This is a genomic window from Streptomyces sp. PL-25 (assembly GCF_058344915.1).
This window is the reverse complement of sequence record NZ_CP136997.1, coordinates 5,141,748-5,158,324: the sequence shown is the minus strand read 5'-3', so window position 1 is coordinate 5,158,324 and position 16,577 is coordinate 5,141,748. Positions and strand designations below refer to the sequence as shown.

At 70.7% G+C, this 16,577-nt stretch carries 14 protein-coding genes; 5 read left to right on the top strand and 9 right to left on the bottom strand.

What is annotated here, in order from left to right; all coding sequences use genetic code 11:
- The first annotated feature begins 1 nt into the window (after position 1).
- Positions 2-697: an XRE family transcriptional regulator gene (locus tag R4Z62_RS23395; RefSeq protein ID WP_491520799.1), complete on the top strand. Its 696-nt coding sequence runs from the start codon at positions 2-4 to the stop codon at positions 695-697.
- 28 nt (positions 698-725) lie between these two features.
- Here R4Z62_RS23395 and R4Z62_RS23390 read toward each other — a convergent pair whose 3' ends face one another.
- Positions 726-1,751 (bottom strand): ATP-dependent 6-phosphofructokinase, encoded by a 1,026-nt coding sequence (locus tag R4Z62_RS23390; protein WP_064535323.1) that lies wholly within the window; start codon positions 1,749-1,751, stop codon positions 726-728.
- A gap of 291 nt (positions 1,752-2,042) precedes the next feature.
- Between R4Z62_RS23390 and pta the strand changes: the two genes are divergently transcribed.
- The 3 genes from pta (at position 2,043) to pyk (ending at position 7,054) form a co-directional block, all read left to right on the top strand.
- Positions 2,043-4,160, top strand: coding sequence for a phosphate acetyltransferase (gene pta, locus R4Z62_RS23385; RefSeq protein WP_491520798.1), 2,118 nt, complete (start codon positions 2,043-2,045; stop codon positions 4,158-4,160).
- Between the two features lie 24 nt (positions 4,161-4,184).
- Positions 4,185-5,393, top strand: a complete 1,209-nt coding sequence (locus R4Z62_RS23380) for an acetate kinase (protein WP_355476724.1) — start codon at positions 4,185-4,187, stop codon at positions 5,391-5,393.
- A 230-nt stretch (positions 5,394-5,623) separates the two neighbouring features.
- Positions 5,624-7,054, top strand: coding sequence for a pyruvate kinase (gene pyk / locus R4Z62_RS23375; protein ID WP_355476726.1), 1,431 nt, complete (start codon positions 5,624-5,626; stop codon positions 7,052-7,054).
- 105 nt (positions 7,055-7,159) lie between these two features.
- On the opposite strand, the gene R4Z62_RS23370 is transcribed toward pyk, so the two are convergent.
- The 4 genes from R4Z62_RS23370 to R4Z62_RS23355 form a co-directional block, all read right to left on the bottom strand.
- Positions 7,160-8,515: a hypothetical protein gene (locus R4Z62_RS23370; protein WP_491520797.1), complete on the bottom strand. Its 1,356-nt coding sequence runs from the start codon at positions 8,513-8,515 to the stop codon at positions 7,160-7,162.
- A gap of 94 nt (positions 8,516-8,609) precedes the next feature.
- Entirely contained in the window at positions 8,610-9,137 is a 528-nt protein-coding gene (locus R4Z62_RS23365; RefSeq protein ID WP_491520796.1) for a DUF6114 domain-containing protein, read from the bottom strand.
- Positions 9,138-9,248: 111 nt separating this feature from the next.
- Complete coding sequence (locus R4Z62_RS23360) at positions 9,249-9,920, bottom strand: DUF6230 family protein (RefSeq protein ID WP_491520795.1); 672 nt, start codon at positions 9,918-9,920, stop codon at positions 9,249-9,251.
- Positions 9,921-10,593: 673 nt separating this feature from the next.
- Positions 10,594-11,568, bottom strand: coding sequence for a tetratricopeptide repeat protein (locus R4Z62_RS23355; protein ID WP_491520794.1), 975 nt, complete (start codon positions 11,566-11,568; stop codon positions 10,594-10,596).
- 325 nt (positions 11,569-11,893) lie between these two features.
- Between R4Z62_RS23355 and R4Z62_RS23350 the strand changes: the two genes are divergently transcribed.
- Complete coding sequence (locus R4Z62_RS23350; protein ID WP_491520793.1) at positions 11,894-12,532, top strand: TetR/AcrR family transcriptional regulator; 639 nt, start codon at positions 11,894-11,896, stop codon at positions 12,530-12,532.
- Positions 12,533-12,581: 49 nt separating this feature from the next.
- On the opposite strand, the gene icmA is transcribed toward R4Z62_RS23350, so the two are convergent.
- From icmA to R4Z62_RS23330, 4 genes are all read right to left on the bottom strand, one after another.
- Entirely contained in the window at positions 12,582-14,282 is a 1,701-nt protein-coding gene (gene icmA, locus R4Z62_RS23345; RefSeq protein ID WP_491520792.1) for a coenzyme B12-dependent isobutyryl-CoA mutase large subunit, read from the bottom strand.
- An 81-nt stretch (positions 14,283-14,363) separates the two neighbouring features.
- Positions 14,364-14,702, bottom strand: a complete 339-nt coding sequence (locus R4Z62_RS23340; protein ID WP_491520791.1) for a DUF3817 domain-containing protein — start codon at positions 14,700-14,702, stop codon at positions 14,364-14,366.
- An 82-nt stretch (positions 14,703-14,784) separates the two neighbouring features.
- Entirely contained in the window at positions 14,785-15,258 is a 474-nt protein-coding gene (locus tag R4Z62_RS23335) for a hypothetical protein (protein WP_491520790.1), read from the bottom strand.
- A gap of 10 nt (positions 15,259-15,268) precedes the next feature.
- On the bottom strand, positions 15,269-16,369 hold the full coding sequence (locus R4Z62_RS23330) for an NsdA family TPR-like regulatory protein (RefSeq protein ID WP_491521917.1): 1,101 nt from the start codon (positions 16,367-16,369) through the stop codon (positions 15,269-15,271).
- Positions 16,370-16,577 lie beyond the last annotated feature (208 nt).

The window sequence follows — 16,577 nt, the reverse complement described above, 5'->3', positions numbered from 1 at the left end:
CGTGCACCGACCACCGCCCGCCCTCCCCTTCGACGCCCCCGCCGCCCGCCGGATCCGCGCCGCCCTCGGCATGGGCCCCGAGCACGTCGCCCACGGCATGCGGGTCTCCTACGGGCTGCCGTACGTCACCCCCGACCTGGTGATCGCCTGGGAACGCGGGTCCGCCGCGCCCTCGGGACCCGAGCTTGCGGCGCTGGCCGGGGCGCTGTGGTGCGCGCCGGGTGATCTGATCGCGCGCCCGCGCACGCTGCGCGAGCACCGCATCGCCCGGGGGCTGCGGCCGGAGGACGTGGCCCGTGCCGTGGGTCTCGAACTCCCCCGCTATCTGCGGATGGAGGAGCGCGAGGAGTGGCGCGGCACCGAGCGGCAGACGGCGGCGCTGGCCGGGGCGCTCGCCCTGGACCTGCCCGACTTCATGGCCGTCACCGGGCGCGAGGAGCACCTGGCCGAGCTGCTGCGCAGCGCCGTCGGCACCCGCTGGCAGGGGTACGTGCGCCCGGTGGCCAAGGTGGTGCCGCTCGAGCGGCCGCTCCTGGAACAGGCCCTCCAGGCCCTGCACCAGGACTACCAGGGGCAGATGGTCGCCTCGCTCAGCTGGGCCGCGGGCAGCGCGGCCGGGGAGGCGGGCGACGCCGGCCGGGACTTCCTCGACCGGATCGTGGAACACTTCTGGACCCGGGTGGAGGCGGCTCCGTAGCCGCCCCCTCCACGGGTCCCGCCGGGTCCTAGAAGACCGACTCGGCCTCGTCCATGCGGTCCTTCGGCACCGTCTTCAGTTCGGTGACGGCCTCGGCGAGCGGGACCATCACGATGTCGGTGCCGCGCAGCGAGGTCATGCGGCCGAAGTGGCCCTGGTGCGCCGCCTCCACCGCGTGCCAGCCGAAGCGGGTGGCGAGGACGCGGTCGTAGGCGGTGGGGACGCCGCCGCGCTGGACGTGGCCGAGGATGACCGGCTTGGCCTCCTTGCCGAGCCGCTTCTCCAGCTCGTACGCCAGGGCCGTGCCGATGCCCTGGAAGCGCTCGTGGCCGAACTTGTCGATCGCGCCCTTGCCGTAGTCCATGCTGCCCTCGGCGGGGTGGGCGCCCTCGGCGACGCAGATCACGGCGAACTTCTTGCCGCGGGCGAAGCGCTCCTCGACCATCTTGACCAGGTCGGCCGGGTCGAAGGGGCGCTCGGGCAGGCAGATGCCGTGGGCGCCGGCGGCCATGCCGGACTCCAGGGCGATCCAGCCCGCGTGCCGGCCCATGACCTCGACGACCATGACCCGCTGGTGGGACTCGGCGGTGGTCTTCAGGCGGTCCATCGCCTCGGTGGCGACGCCGACGGCGGTGTCGAAGCCGAAGGTGCGGTCGGTGGAGGAGATGTCGTTGTCGATGGTCTTGGGCACGCCCACCACCGGCAGCCCGGCGTCGGACAGCATCCGCGCGGCGGTCAGGGTGCCCTCGCCGCCGATCGGGATGAGCGCGTCGATGCCGAAGCGGTGGATCATGTCGGAGGCGTTCTCGCAGGCTTCGCGGAGCCGGTCGCGCTCCAGCCGGGAGGAGCCGAGGATGGTGCCGCCGCGGGCGAGGATGCCGCTGACGGCGTTGAGGTCCAGCTCGCGGTAGCGCCCGTCGAGCAGGCCCGCGTAGCCGTCCTCGAAGCCGATGACCTCGTCGCCGTAGGCCGTGACCGCTCGGTGCACCACCGACCGGATCACCGCGTTCAGCCCCGGACAGTCGCCGCCTGCCGTGAGAACTCCGATACGCATCGTGCTGTGTCTCCTGCCCACTGTTGACACCGGTGATCCGGTCCGATTGTTTCATGTTCCGCGGGTGGCTTCGTCTTGGCCGGGGGCCTGTCCACTTGACGGGCGCCTTATCTACCGGCAGGGGTATTGTCAAGAGGGTTCCGCTCACCTCGGTGGGCGATTTTTGTCCCCGAGCGGCCCGGACGCCCCCGCGGAGGTCCAGGCGGACTCAGGGAGCCCGGGAAGCTCAGCAAGCCCACGAAGCTCAGCAAGCCCAGCAAGCTCAGGAACCCAAAGAAACGGAGTGCCCGCGTGACCCGCAGCGTGTACGTGACCGGCATCGACCGCGGCGACGGCCGCCAGGTCGTCGAGCTGGGTGTCATGGAGCTGCTGACCCGGCAGGTCGACCGGGTGGGCGTCTTCCGCCCGCTCGTCCACGACGGTCCGGACCGGCTCTTCGAACTGCTGCGCTCCCGCTACCGGCTGACCCAGGACCCGGCGACGGTCTACGGCATGGGCTACCAGGAGGCGTCCGCCCTCCAGGCCGAGCAGGGCACCGACGAGCTGGTCTCCACGCTCGTCGACCGCTTCCACCGGGTGGCCCGCGACTACGACGTCGTCCTCGTTCTCGGCACCGACTTCGCCGACACCCAGCTCCCGGACGAGCTGTCCCTCAACGCCCGGTTCGCCAACGAGTTCGGCGCCTCGGTGCTGCCCGTCGTCGGCGGCCGCAAGCAGAGCGCCGAGTCCGTGCTCGCCGAGACCCGCAACGCCTACCGCGCCTACGACGGCCTGGGCTGCGACGTGCTGGCCATGGTCACCAACCGGGTGGCCCGCGAGGACCGCGACGAGATAGCCGGGCGGCTGGCCGGCCGCCTGCCCGTGCCCTGCTTCGTGGTGCCCGACGAACCGGCCCTGTCCGCGCCGACCGTCGCGCAGATCACCCACGTCCTGGACGGCAGGATCCTGCTCGGCGACGAGTCGGGGCTCGCCCGCGACGCGCTCGACTTCGTCTTCGGCGGCGCCATGCTGCCCAACCTGCTCAAGGCGCTCACCCCCGGCTGCCTGGTCGTCACGCCCGGGGACCGCGCCGACCTGGTCGTCGGCTCGCTCGCCGCGCACAGCGCCGGCACCCCGCCCATCGCCGGTGTGCTGCTCACGCTGAACGAGGAGCCCGGCGAGGAGATCCTCACCCTGGCCGCCCGGCTCGCGCCCGGCACCCCGGTCGTCTCGGTCTCCGGCAACAGCTTCCCCACCGCCGAACGCCTGTTCTCCCTGGAGGGCAAGCTGAACGCGGCCACCCCGCGCAAGGCGGAGACCGCCCTCGGCCTGTTCGAGCGGTACGTGGACACCGCCGACCTCAGCAAGCGGGTCTCCGCGCCCAGCAGCGACCGGCTCACCCCGATGATGTTCGAGCACAAGCTCCTCGAACAGGCCCGCTCCGACCTGCGCCGGGTCGTGCTGCCCGAGGGCACCGAGGAACGCGTGCTGCACGCCGCGGAGGTGCTGCTGCGCCGCGGGGTGTGCGAGCTGACCCTGCTCGGCCCGGTGGAGACGATCCGCAAGAAGGCCGCCGACCTCGGCATCGACCTCGGCTCCACCCAGCTCATCGACCCGGCCGTCTCCGAGCTGCGCGACGCCTTCGCCGAGCAGTACGCCCGGCTGCGCGCCCACAAGGGCGTCACGGTCGAGCTGGCGTACGACGTGGTCTCCGACGTGAACTACTTCGGCACGCTGATGGTCCAGCAGGGCCTGGCCGACGGCATGGTCTCCGGCTCCGTGCACTCCACGGCCGCGACCATCCGGCCCGCCTTCGAGATCATCAAGACAAAGCCCGAGGCGTCGATCGTCTCCTCGGTGTTCTTCATGTGCCTGGCCGACAAGGTGCTCGTCTACGGCGACTGCGCGGTCAACCCCGACCCGGACGCCGAGCAGCTCGCCGACATCGCCGTGCAGTCGGCGGCCACCGCCGCCCAGTTCGGCGTGGAGCCGCGGATCGCCATGCTGTCGTACTCCACCGGCACCTCCGGCAGCGGCGCCGACGTCGACAAGGTGCGCGAGGCGACCGACCTGGTCCGGCTGCGCCGCCCGGACCTGATGATCGAGGGGCCCATCCAGTACGACGCGGCCGTGGAGCCCTCGGTGGCCGCGACCAAGCTGCCCGGCTCGGAGGTCGCCGGGCAGGCCAGCGTGCTGGTCTTCCCCGACCTGAACACCGGCAACAACACCTACAAGGCCGTGCAGCGCTCGGCCGGCGCCATCGCGGTCGGCCCGGTCCTGCAGGGACTGCGCAAGCCGGTCAACGACCTGTCCCGCGGCGCCCTCGTCCAAGACATCGTCAACACCGTCGCCATCACCGCGATCCAGGCCCAGGACCAGGCCCAGGACCAGGCCCGGACGCCCGCCGCACCCGCCGCACCCGCCCGCTGACGTCCGAGAGAGAACCCCTGCCCCGTGAACGCGACCCGTGTCCTCGTCCTCAACTCCGGCTCCTCGTCCCTGAAGTACCAGCTGCTCGACATGCGCGACGCGAGCCGGCTCGCCACGGGTCTGGTCGAGCGCATCGGCGAGCAGACCTCCCGGCTCAAGCACACCTGCCCGGCCACCGGCGAGACCCGCGAGCAGAACGGCCCGATCGCCGACCACGACGCCGCCCTCAAGGCCGTCGCCGGGGAACTGGCCCGCGACGGCCTCGGCCTGGACTCCCCCGAACTGGCCGCGATCGGGCACCGCGTGGTGCACGGCGGCATGTTCTTCACCGAGCCGACCGTCATCGACGACGCGGTGCTCACCGAGATCGAGCGGCTGATCCCGGTGGCGCCGCTGCACAACCCCGCCAACCTCACCGGTATCCGCACCGCGCGGGCCCTGCGCCCCGACCTGCCGCAGGTCGCCGTCTTCGACACGGCCTTCCACACCACGATGCCGGAGTCCGCCGCCCGCTACGCCATCGAGACCAAGCTCGCCGACCGCTACCGGGTGCGGCGCTACGGCTTCCACGGCACCTCGCACGCCTATGTCTCGCGCCGGACGGCCGAGCTGCTGGGCCGCTCCCCCGAGGACGTCAACGTGATCGTGCTGCACCTGGGCAACGGGGCGTCCGCCTCGGCGGTGCGGGCCGGGCGGTGCGTGGACACCTCCATGGGGCTCACCCCGCTGGAGGGCCTGGTGATGGGAACCCGTTCGGGCGACCTGGACCCGGCGGTCATCTTCCATTTGCAGCGCGTCGGCGGAATGTCCATGGACGAGATCGACACTCTCCTCAACAAGAGGAGCGGTCTGTTCGGCCTGTGCGGTGACAACGACATGCGGGAGATACGGCGCCGGATGGACGAGGGCGACGAGCAGGCGCGGCTCGCGTTCGAGATCTACATCCACCGGCTGAAGAAGTACATCGGCGCCTATTACGCGGTACTCGGCTCGGTGGACGCCGTCGCCTTCACCGCCGGGGTCGGGGAGAACGCCGGCTTCGTGCGCGCGGCGGCGGTGGCGGGCCTGGAGGGGCTGGGCCTGGAGGTGGACGGCGCGCGGAACGCCGTGCGCGGCGGCGAGGCGCGGCTGATCTCCCCGGACGGTGCGCGGGTCGCGGTGGCCGTGGTGCCGACGGACGAGGAAATGGAGATCGCCGCGCAGACGTACGCACTCGTCGGAAAGCACGAGTAGGGCACGGGCAAGGACCGAACGACGGAAGACAATCAAGGACAAGCGAGGACGAAGCAAGGGACAAACGAAGGGCAAGCGAAGGGCAAGCGAAGGGCACGCTAAGGACAACCGAATTCGACGGGCACTTCCACCGGCACTTCCACCGGCACTCGACTGAGCGCGGACCCGCCCACTTGTATATTCCGCCAGACGGAATATTCCGCAGCGAAACAAACCGTTAGGATCGCCCCATGCGCCGTTCGAAAATCGTCTGTACCCTCGGCCCCGCGGTCGACTCCCACGAGCAGCTCGTCTCGCTGATCGAAGCCGGCATGAACGTGGCCCGCTTCAACTTCAGCCACGGCACCCACGCCGAGCACCAGGGCCGGTACGACCGGGTCCGTGCCGCGGCCAAGGAGACCGGCCGGGCCATCGCGGTCCTCGCCGACCTCCAGGGCCCGAAGATCCGGCTGGAGACCTTCGCCGAGGGCCCGGTCGAGCTGGAGCGCGGTGACGAGTTCACCATCACGACCGAGGACGTCGCGGGCGACAAGCAGATCTGCGGCACGACGTACAAGGGGCTGCCGGGTGACGTCTCGCGCGGCGACCAGGTCCTGATCAACGACGGCAACGTCGAGCTGAAGGTCCTGGACGTCGAGGGTCCGCGGGTGAGGACGATCGTCATCGAGGGCGGTGTCATCTCCGACCACAAGGGCATCAACCTGCCCGGCGCGGCCGTGAACGTGCCGGCGCTGTCCGAGAAGGACATCGAGGACCTGCGGTTCGCGCTGCGCATGGGCTGCGACATGGTGGCGCTGTCCTTCGTCCGGGACGCCAAGGACGTCGCCGACGTCCACCGCGTCATGGACGAGGAGGGCCACCGCGTCCCCGTCATCGCCAAGGTGGAGAAGCCGCAGGCGGTGGAGAACATGGAGGACGTCGTGATGGCGTTCGACGGTGTGATGGTCGCCCGCGGCGACCTCGCCGTCGAGTACCCGCTCGAAAAGGTCCCCATGGTGCAGAAGCGCCTGATCGAGCTGTGCCGGCGCAACGCCAAGCCGGTGATCGTGGCGACCCAGATGATGGAGTCGATGATCACCAACTCCCGGCCGACCCGCGCCGAGGCCTCCGACGTGGCCAACGCGATCCTGGACGGCGCCGACGCGGTGATGCTGTCCGCCGAGTCGAGCGTGGGCGCGTACCCGATCGAGACCGTCAAGACGATGTCGAAGATCGTCGCGGCGGCCGAGGAGGAGCTGCTGTCCAAGGGCCTCCAGCCGCTGGTGCCGGGCAAGAAGCCGCGCACGCAGGGCGGTTCGGTGGCCCGTGCCGCCGCCGAGATCGCCGACTTCCTCGGCGGCAAGGGCCTGGTGGCCTTCACCCAGTCCGGCGACACGGCCCGCCGGCTGTCCCGCTACCGCGCCACGCAGCCGATCCTGGCCTTCACCACCGACGAGTCCACCCGCAACCAGTTGGCGCTCAGCTGGGGCGTGGAGTCGCACGTGGTGCCGTTCGTCAACAGCACCGACGAGATGGTCGACCTGGTCGACCAGGAGCTGATCAAGCTCAAGCGGTTCAACGCGGGTGACGTCGTGATCATCACCGCGGGCTCCCCGCCCGGCGTCCCCGGCACCACCAACATGGTGCGCGTCCACCACCTGGGCGGCGGCGAGCGCGACTGACGTCCGCCCGCACGGACCGTCGTACGCACCGAGGGCGCCCCCGCCGGGAACGGCGGGGGCGCCCTCGGGTGTCGCGGCTCCCCGGACCGGTCGGTGGTGTACGGATCAGTCGGTGGTGTACAGGTGCATGCCCGGGATGGTGAGGGTGCCGCCGAACTGGGCGGCCTGGACGACGTGCACCTTGGTGAAGTAGATCAGCGGGATGTCCAGCGGCGGTGGGTTGTCCGGACTGAACGTCACCGGGAGCAGGCCGAGCAGGTTGCCGGACAGGCTCTCGGTGTACATGATCGTGTCACCGTCGCGGATCTTGGACGTCGATCCCTTGGCCGCCTGCACGTGGTACGTCTTGCCGGCGTCCTTGTCCTTCACCGTCTGGTGCAGGTCACCGATGTCGGTGCCGCTCGAAATCACGTACTTCAGCACCTTCTTGACGGTGCCGTTGGCCGTCCGGACCTCGACGACGCCCTTGTAGCTGGCGCCCTTCAGCAGCAGGGAACTGGCGTCCAGGTACCACGGGTCGTCCGCCAGCGGCATCTTGTTGTCGACGCCGCCCTGGTCGTCGGTGGCCGCGGCGGGGCAGTCCGCCGGGGCGGGGCTCTCGCTCGCGCCCGCGCTCGTGGACGGGTCCGGCGAGGAGGTGGCGTCCTCGGCCTTGTCCTTCGCTTCGTCCGCCTTGTCCTTGGCCTCCTGCGCCTTGTCCTCGGCGTCCTTGACGGCGTCGTCCGCGTCCCCGGCCGCCCCGGAGGCCGCGTCGGTGACACCCTTCACAGTGTCGCCGACCGTGTCGGTGACCTTCTTGGTGGTGTCCTCGACCGTGTCCGACGCGGCCTTGCCGAGGCCCTTCCCGTCCAGGTCCTTCTTCGCGGCGTCCGCCGAGGAGGTGGCGGTCGGGGACGGAGAGGCGGCCGGGGACTGCTTCTTGCCGCCGGTCAGGATGTCGCCGAGCACGTCACCGATGGTGCCGAGCAGACCGCCGTTCTTGGCCGGTGCCGAGGGGGACGACGAGGTGGTGGCCGGTGCCTGGGGCGCGCCCTTGTCGTCGGAACCTGAATCCGGCGAAGAGTGCGTGCCCGTGGCGGGCTGCTTCTCGGTGTCCTCGGTTCCGGCCGGGCCGGTGGAGGAGGTGGTGGACGGGGCGGGCGTACGGCCCTGTGCGGCGCCGTCCTTGCCGTCCCCCTCATCCGTACTCTTGTCGCCCTTGGCGTCCTTGTCCTTCGCGGAGTCGGTGGCACTCGCGGAGTCCGAAGGCTCGGGCGAGGAGCCGTCCTTGGACTTCTCCAGCGCCTCCACGCACTTCTTGTACTCCTCGGGCGACATCGGCGTCGTCTCGGACGAGGAAGCGGTCGTACCCGACTTGGGATGGTTGTTGTTGTCGGCCAGGGCGAGCGAGGAGGTGAAGCCCATCCCCACGAGGACCGCCGTGGGCATCGCCACGGTGGCTATCGCCTTGCCGGCCGGCATGTGGAACCTGGTGAACAGCGGCTTCTTGGGTGCCGCGTGGCGCGGCCCGGTTCTCGCACGGGACTCTTCCACATCAGCCCCGTGGTTCACCTCGTCAGCCGGCACTGTGCCTCCCGTTCGCCCCGTTGGCCGGGCTCGTTCCTGACAGGTCGTTCGACTCGTCCACCGCGTCCGCCGGGCCGGGCTCTCCGGGCTTCCCGGTGCTTTCGTCGTCCTGCCGCGCGGGCGGCTCGCCCGGTGCCCAGGCCACGGCCATCGCGCCGCCGATGAGGGCGAACAGGAAGCCCATGAGGAAGCCGCCGAAGTTGGACACGGGGATGGACACCAGCCCGAGCAGGATCGACGCGATGCCCGCGAAGACCCGGATGTGCTTCTGGAACCAGAGGCTGATGCCCAGGACCACGAGCAGCACACCGATGATCAGAGAGCCCGCGCCCGCGGTGGTGGACATCGCCAGCGTCAGATGACCGACCCGGAGATGGGCGTACGGGAAGTACATGATCGGCAAGCCGCCGAGCAGGACGAACAGCCCCGCCCAGAACGGCCGGGTGCCCCGCCAGGCGCGGAACTGCAGCCTCCGGCGAGTGAACTGGCCGGGCATGGCGGAAGTCTCGGCGCTCATGGAAAACAGCTCCCTGGTGCAGCGTTGCTGTGGGTGGTGGTGCGGTGGAGGTGTGGGGGCGGAATCGCGGCCGGGCGGGGGGCGTCGGGCCCCCCGCCCGTCACCGGGTGCCTAGTCGCACTCGGCGTCCTTCTTGTCCACCGACAGCGACATGTGCAGCTTGGGCAGCGTGAAGGTGCCGGCGGTGGTCGCCCACGCCGTCTGCTTCACGCCGTACAGATCCGCCCTCTCCGCCTGCTGGGCGAAGCCGTACCGGTTGGCCTGTTCCTTGCCGCCCTTCATGCCGATGCCCTGGCCACCCTTGTCGGGGTCGCCGGTGTCACCGGCGGCCACACCGATGTCGATGTTGTGGAACTCGGCGTTGGCCTTGAGGTCCGAGACATCGATGAACAGGTTCTTGGCCGAGACCTGCTGCTTCTCGTCGCTGCTGTCACCCGCCTCCAGTCGCAGGGTGACGGAGCCGAGCCCCGGCAGACCGATCGGGGTGGTGACCGACTGGCAGAGCTTCTTGATCCTGGCGTCCCTGAACGACGACACCGCCACCGGGCGCGTGGCCTTGCCACCCGAGAGCGTGTAGCCGGAGTCGATCGCCCCGTACTGGGTGAAGCCGTTGCCGTGGAGTTCATCGGCCGAGACCATGAACTCCTGCCCCGACACACTGAAGGAAGCTGCCAGCGCGCCCTGGGCCAGGGCCACGCCTATCGCCGCCGTCGCGGCCACGCTGGGCACCATCACCACAGCGAACCGCTTCCATCTGGTCCCGCCACGCACCTGGGACTCCATATTTCCTCCTTCTCGGACGTACATCTCCTGGCCTCGGCTCACCCCGTCTCGACGGGACGGCCGGGCAGGGATGGGAGAAGTGCTACGTCCTCGGGAAGGAGAGCGCCCGCGCTCGGTGGCGCGAACCGCGCCCGAATCACCGGCGATCACCCCCGAGCGACAACCACTGGTCGCGCCTGACACGCATCACGCACAACCTTGCTGGACAGGCTTCGCCGGACGGCGAAGACCCCCCTGCCCAAGGATCGGCGCCACTGTCGCCGGCCCTGCTCGGTGGGGACCCAGACATCCCGCGACCCGGTTGGCTGCCGGGGTGCGGGAATGGACCGAGCGTCGCCGATCGTGGTCCATTCCGGCCGCCCGCACAAGGGGGTTCGTTACTCGCTAGTAACGGCTGGATAACCGGAGTTCGACACACCGGCCGCGCACGGCGACACACGGTCGCAACAATGGGCAGAACAAAGCAGTTGATGCCCGGACGGAACCGGGCAGACCAACACCCCGCCCTTACTTGCAGTAACAGCGGCCGCGATTGCCAAGTTTTGGCAAAGCGCGGCCGCTGTGGCGGGCCCCCGGCAGTTCTTTCACCCGGGCATCACACGCCCTGGCGTTTGACGGCCGCCGGATGCGGGGAACCGGAACAGACCGGGCGAACCGTCAGCTCGTCAGCCCGTCAGAACAGCGCCCGCGCCAGCGCCCTGCGCGCCGCCGCGACCCGCGGGTCCTCCGCCCCGACGACCTCGAACAGCTCCAGCAGTCTCAGCCGCGCCGCGTCCCGGTCCTCACCGGCGGTGCACCGCACCGTGTCGATGAGCCGGCCGAACGCGTCCTCGACATGACCGCCCACCAGATCCAGGTCGGCGGCGGCGATCTGGGCCGGCACGTCCGACGGCTTCTCGGCCGCCTCCTGACGGACCCTCTGCGGGTCCAGGTCCTGCACACGCTGGAGCAACTCCGCCTGCGCGAGACCCAGTCTGGCCTCCGGGTGACCGGGGTCATCGGCCAGGACGTTCTTGTACGCCTGGGCCGCGCCGCCGAGGTCGCCCGCGTCCAGCGCCTGCGCCGCCGCGTTCAGCAGCGACTCGTGCGGGCCTGCGGCCGGAGCCTGCTGGGGGGCCTGGCCGCCCGGCTCGGCCTCCGGGTCGACGGTGAGACCGGTCAGACCGAAGCGCTGCTCGGCGACCTGCACCAGCTGGTCCAGCGTCTGACGGATCTGCGTCTCGTCCGCCGCCCCCTGGAAGAGGGGCAGGGCCTGACCGGCGACCACCGCGAAGACCGCGGGGATCCCCTGGATGCCGAACTGCTGCATCAGCATCTGGTTGGCGTCGACATCGATCTTGGCGAGGAGGAAGCGCCCGGCGTACTCGACGGCCAGCCGCTCCAGGACCGGGCTCAGCTGCTTGCAGGGCTGGCACCACTCGGCCCAGAAGTCGATGACGACCGGTACCTCTGCGGAGCGCTGGAGGACATCGCGTTCGAAGCCGGCCTCGTCGACGTCGATGACGAGGTCGGCGGGCGACACCGCCCCCACCCCGCCCTCGCGGGCGGCCTGGGCGCGCGCCTGCTCCGCCTTCGCCTTGGCCTCCTGGGCCGCCTTCACCGCGGCGAGGTCGACGACTCCGCTCATGGACATGTTCCGTGGCTGCATGCGTCTATCCTCCCCCGTTCCGCGTGCCGGAGTGAAAACCGCTGACCGGACCGGACCGCGCCGGGCGCCTGGTCCCCACCGGGCGCCGGGTTCCGCGGTCCGTACCGCGTGTCGTACGTGCGTGGTTGACGAGCGTGCTGGATGCGTGATGCTGCTGTGTGGTTGTCGCTCGCGCGGGTGCGTCCGCGCTTTCGCTACGACCCGTAGCGTAATGGCACGGGGTGCCTCCGCGGAACCGTCTCCTCGTGATCTCCCTCACGGCCGCACAGGAACCGCTCGAATCCCGTACGGACATGGTCAGGGGACGCACGGTTATGGTCAGGGGATGCAGAGCCGCACGCCGCCCCTCCGCGCCGGCCGCCCGCGCAGCGCCGCGGCGGACACGGCGATCCTGGCCGCCACCCGGGCGGCCCTGGTGGAGCTGGGCTGGTCGAAGCTCACGCTGGGCGACGTGGCCATGCGCGCCGGGGTCGCCAAGACCACGCTGTACCGCCGCTGGGCGGGGAAGAACGAACTGGTCGTCGACGCCGTCGCCGAACTCTTCGACGAACTGCGGCTGCCCGACCTCGGCAGCCTCGCGGCCGACATCGAGGGCGTGGTCCTCCAGTTCGCGGCGATCCTGGCCCGCCCCGAGGCCAAGAGCGGCCTGATGGCCGTCGTCGCCGAGTCCACCCGCGACGACGCCCTGCGCGAACGCATCCGCGGCTCGATCGTGGAGCGTCAGAAGCGGCTCGTCCTGGAGGGCCGCACCCGGGCGCAGGAGCGCGGCGAACTCCCCCCGGAGACGGACCCGGCGGAGGCCGCCCGCACCGCCGACCTGATCTTCGACATCGTCGCGGGCGCGGTCGTCCACCGCACCCTGGTCAGCGCGGAGCCCGCCGACGAGGAATGGGTGCGGAGCTTCACGGGCGTACTCCTCCTCGGGCTGGGCTCCGCCTCGCAGGTGCCCCCGGCGGCCCCGTAGCCGCCGGTCCGCACTCCTGCCGCAGTCACCGGAGTCAGGCGGGCGGCTCTCAGAAGCCCGCCGGCTCCGTGTACACCCCCCACTCCTCGCGCAGCACCCCGCAGATCTCCCCGAGCGTCGCCTCGGCGCGCACCGCGGACAGCATCGACTCGATCATGTTGGCGCCCGAGCGCGCGGCCTCCAGCATGGCGTCCAGCGAGGCGCGCACCGCCGCGTCGTCCCGTGCGCCCTTGCGCGCCCCGAGCGCGCGCACCTGCTCGCGCTCCACCTCGTGGCTGACGCGCAGGATCTCCAGGTCGCCGGTGACGGACCCGGTGGCCGTGTTGACGCCGACGACCCGCTTGTCCCCCTTCTCCAGCGCCTGCTGGTAGCGGAACGCGGACTCGGCGATCTCACCGGTGAACCAGCCGTCCTCGATGCCGCGCAGGATGCCGGAGGTCACCGGTCCGATCGGGTGCTGCCCGTCCGGGTGCGCGCGCAGCCCGCGCTCCTTGATCTGGTCGAAGATCTTCTCGGCGTCCGCCTCGATCCGGTCCGTCAGCTGCTCGACGTACCAGGAACCGCCCAGCGGGTCGGCGACGTTGGCGACGCCGGTCTCCTCCATCAGCACCTGCTGGGTGCGCAGCGCGATCTCGGCGGCCTGTTCGCTGGGCAGCGCCAGGGTCTCGTCCAGGGCGTTGGTGTGCAGCGAGTTGGTGCCGCCGAGCACCGCGGCGAGCGCCTCCACGGCGGTGCGCACGACGTTGTTGTACGGCTGCTGGGCGGTGAGCGAGACACCGGCGGTCTGCGTGTGGAAGCGCAGCCACTGCGCCTTGTCGGTGCCCGCGCCGTACACGTCCCGCATCCAGCGCGCCCAGATGCGGCGGGCGGCGCGGAACTTGGCGATCTCCTCGAAGAAGTCGACGTGCGCGTCGAAGAAGAAGGACAGGCCGGGCGCGAAGACGTCCACGTCCAGGCCGCGGCTCAGGCCCAGCTCGACGTAGCCGAAGCCGTCCGCGAGCGTGTACGCCAGCTCCTGCGCCGCCGTGGCCCCGGCCTCGCGGATGTGGTAGCCGGAGACGGACAGCGGCTTGTAGGCGGGGATCTTGGTCGCGCAGTGCTCCATCAGGTCGCCGATGAGGCGCAGGTGCGGCTCGGGCTGGAAGAGCCACTCCTTCTGGGCGATGTACTCCTTGAAGATGTCCGTCTGGAGCGTGCCGTTGAGGACGGCGGGGTCCACGCCCTGGCGTTCCGCGGCGACCAGGTACATGCAGAAGACGGGCACGGCGGGCCCGCTGATCGTCATCGAGGTGGTGACGTCGCCGAGCGGGATGTCCCGGAACAGGACCTCCATGTCGGCGGCGGAGTCGATGGCCACCCCGCAGTGGCCGACCTCGCCCAGGGAGCGCGGGTCGTCGGAGTCGCGGCCCATCAGGGTGGGCATGTCGAAGGCGACCGAGAGCCCGCCGCCGCCCGCGGCGAGGATCATCTTGTAGCGCTCGTTGGTCTGCTCGGCGTTGCCGAAGCCGGCGAACTGGCGGATGGTCCAGGTCCGCCCGCGGTAGCCGGTCGGGTACAGCCCGCGGGTGAAGGGGTACTCGCCGGGCCAGCCGATCCGCTCGAAGCCCTCGTACTCGTCGCCCGCGCGGGGCCCGTACACCGGCTCCACGGGGTCTCCGGAGAGCGTGGTGAAGTCCGCGTCGCGCTTGCGTGCGGCGTCGTACCGGGCCTGCCAGCGTCGGCGGCCCTCTGCGATGGCGTCAGCGTCCATGCTTCAAATTTACTAGGACGTCCTAGTAAATGTCGACGGCTGACCGCCGTACGCGTGCGGTACGGCGGCGCGGCGGTGCGGTTACGCCTCGGCGGCGGCCGGTACGGGGGCCGTGACCTTGGCCTCCAGCTCGCGGCTGATCCGGCGCTCGACGAAGAAGGCGGCGGTGGGGATCGTGCCTGCCAGGAGCACCCACAGCTGGCGCCCGACCGGCAGTTTCGCCTTGGAGCCCAGGTCGAAGGCGACGACCAGGTAGAGCACGTACAGCCAGCCGTGCGCGATGCCGATGACGGTGGTGAACTTCGCCGCCCCGTCGAGCTGGAAACCGTACTTGGCGATCACGCCGAGGGTCAGCAGGACCAGCAGCACGCCGGTGACGTAGGCCATGACGCGGTAGCGGGTCAGCACGCTTTTCTTCATGGAGTCGAGCGTAACGGCCCGTTCCGGGAGATCTTGGGCCGGGTGGGCCCGGCGTGACCCTCGCGCCGGGGCACGGTAGTGATCAGCGGGTGGCCCCCCGCGGCCACAGGATCCGGACCGGAGTACCCCTCCGCTCGGCGTACGAGACCACGTCCGCGGTACCGCCGAGCCCTCTGGCGGGCCGGCCGTCCCACACGGCGAGGAGCTCCTCGGACCGGTCCACCAGGATTTCCGATCCTGCCATGTGCGCCTCGGACGTCGACTCCGTCATGCCGGTCTCGTGAACGCAGGACGCCCGGCCCAGGAGGGTGTCGTAGGCCGCGTGATGCCACTGAGGGAGGGCATTGCGGTAGTCGGCCGCCGGAACGACCACCTCGAGTCGCCCGCCGCGCCTCACCACGGCTTCGGCGAACCAGGCGTCGGGGCCGTCCGCGATGCACGAAACGCCGACGAGATCAGCGACGTCGTAGGCGCCCACCGCCGCATCGAGCAACACCCGCACGCGCCTTTCCACGTCCGCGCCGAGTCCGCGATGACCGGTGATCCCCACCCACATGCCCGCTCCTTCACAGATAGACGCCGTGCAACCGCTCATCCACATCGCGCACCACCTTGGGCGGTGCACTGGTCGTGAGGGTACGGCGCAGGGCCCGGACGCGTTCCACGATGCGGCCGGACTTGTACGTCAGCCCGGTGTCGAGGGCCCGCTGGGCGAGGGCGAACGCCGACTCCACGCGTCCACCGGCGAGGTGCCCGGCGGCGATGTCGAGCACCAGCAGTGCGCGCTGCTTCGCGTGACCAGTGGCCAGGGCTTCGGCATCGTCCGAAAGCACCCAGCCCGCCAGACCGAGTCGTGCCCCGCAGGTCACGCGGCACGCAGCCACCTTCTCCGGGCCGAACGCGAACACCCAGGGCCAGGGGGGCGGGTCCTCGGGCAGCGCCTCGGCTGCCGCACGGCTCTCGGTCAGCGCCCTGTCCGCCGCCCGACGGTCACCACCGACGGCATGGGCCAGGGCTTCCACGGACGACAGCCATGCCTCCGCGACCGGAGGTCGACAGTCGCCGAGCGCTCGCCATGCCCGTCCGGTCACATTCAGGGCTTCGGTGCCGTTCCCCGAGTGTGCCTCGAACTGAGCCAGACTGCCGACCTGGTAGGCCGTGAGAAGCCGGTCTCCGGACGATCGCGCCGCCTTGACGGCCGAGCCGTACCAGGTGCGCGCCGACCCGTTGTCGCCCATGTCCCAGGCCAGCCATCCGGCGAGGCTCGCCACCTCGCTGCCCACCGCGGCGAGGCGGCTGCGGTCCGTGTCACCTGCTGCGTTGGTGATGCCCTGGATCAGCCTCATGTGTGATTTCACGGCCTCGGAGAGATCACGGGACGGCGTGGAGCCGTCGAGCCTCCGGTACGCAGATGTGGACAACCTCAGCGCTGCGGCCTGCTCGCTCCCCGGACCGGCTTTGTCGGGCGATGCGGCAGCCAGTACCGGCGTCGCCGCTGTCGCCGCGACACCGCCGAGGAATTGTCGTCGGTCCACGTTGTCATCACCGTTCGCATTCCCCTGGGGGCGCCTGTCCGCGAGCCCCACCAGTGCCGGTGGAATGCCCAGGTGCGCAGCAGCAGCCGCCAGGATGTCCGTGCTGTAGGTACGCGCTCCGCGCTTCTCCAGCCGGGAGACCGCCGACTGTGAAAGACCGATCGCCCCGCCCAGTTGCGTCCCCGGTCCGGGAGGCCTCCCGGACCGCTGTCATCTGCTACATCGCGGCACCCCCACGTTACGAGTCCCCACAGCGCCGAGCCCCTGCTCGTACCCGCTCGGCTCATACCCGTATGCGAGCGCCGCATCTGTGATGGTGCCACAGCGGTGAGTAACCGTT

Coding starts and splice junctions, on each gene's coding strand:
- R4Z62_RS23390 (WP_064535323.1), bottom strand. CDS start 1,751: ATGCGTATCGGAGTTCTCACGGCAGGCGGCGACTGTCCGGGGCTGAAC.
- pyk (WP_355476726.1), top strand. CDS start 5,624: ATGCGCCGTTCGAAAATCGTCTGTACCCTCGGCCCCGCGGTCGACTCC.
- R4Z62_RS23370 (WP_491520797.1), bottom strand. CDS start 8,515: ATGCCGGCCGGCAAGGCGATAGCCACCGTGGCGATGCCCACGGCGGTC.
- R4Z62_RS23365 (WP_491520796.1), bottom strand. CDS start 9,137: ATGAGCGCCGAGACTTCCGCCATGCCCGGCCAGTTCACTCGCCGGAGG.
- R4Z62_RS23360 (WP_491520795.1), bottom strand. CDS start 9,920: ATGGAGTCCCAGGTGCGTGGCGGGACCAGATGGAAGCGGTTCGCTGTG.
- R4Z62_RS23355 (WP_491520794.1), bottom strand. CDS start 11,568: ATGCAGCCACGGAACATGTCCATGAGCGGAGTCGTCGACCTCGCCGCG.
- R4Z62_RS23350 (WP_491520793.1), top strand. CDS start 11,894: ATGCAGAGCCGCACGCCGCCCCTCCGCGCCGGCCGCCCGCGCAGCGCC.
- icmA (WP_491520792.1), bottom strand. CDS start 14,282: ATGGACGCTGACGCCATCGCAGAGGGCCGCCGACGCTGGCAGGCCCGG.
- R4Z62_RS23340 (WP_491520791.1), bottom strand. CDS start 14,702: ATGAAGAAAAGCGTGCTGACCCGCTACCGCGTCATGGCCTACGTCACC.
- R4Z62_RS23335 (WP_491520790.1), bottom strand. CDS start 15,258: ATGTGGGTGGGGATCACCGGTCATCGCGGACTCGGCGCGGACGTGGAA.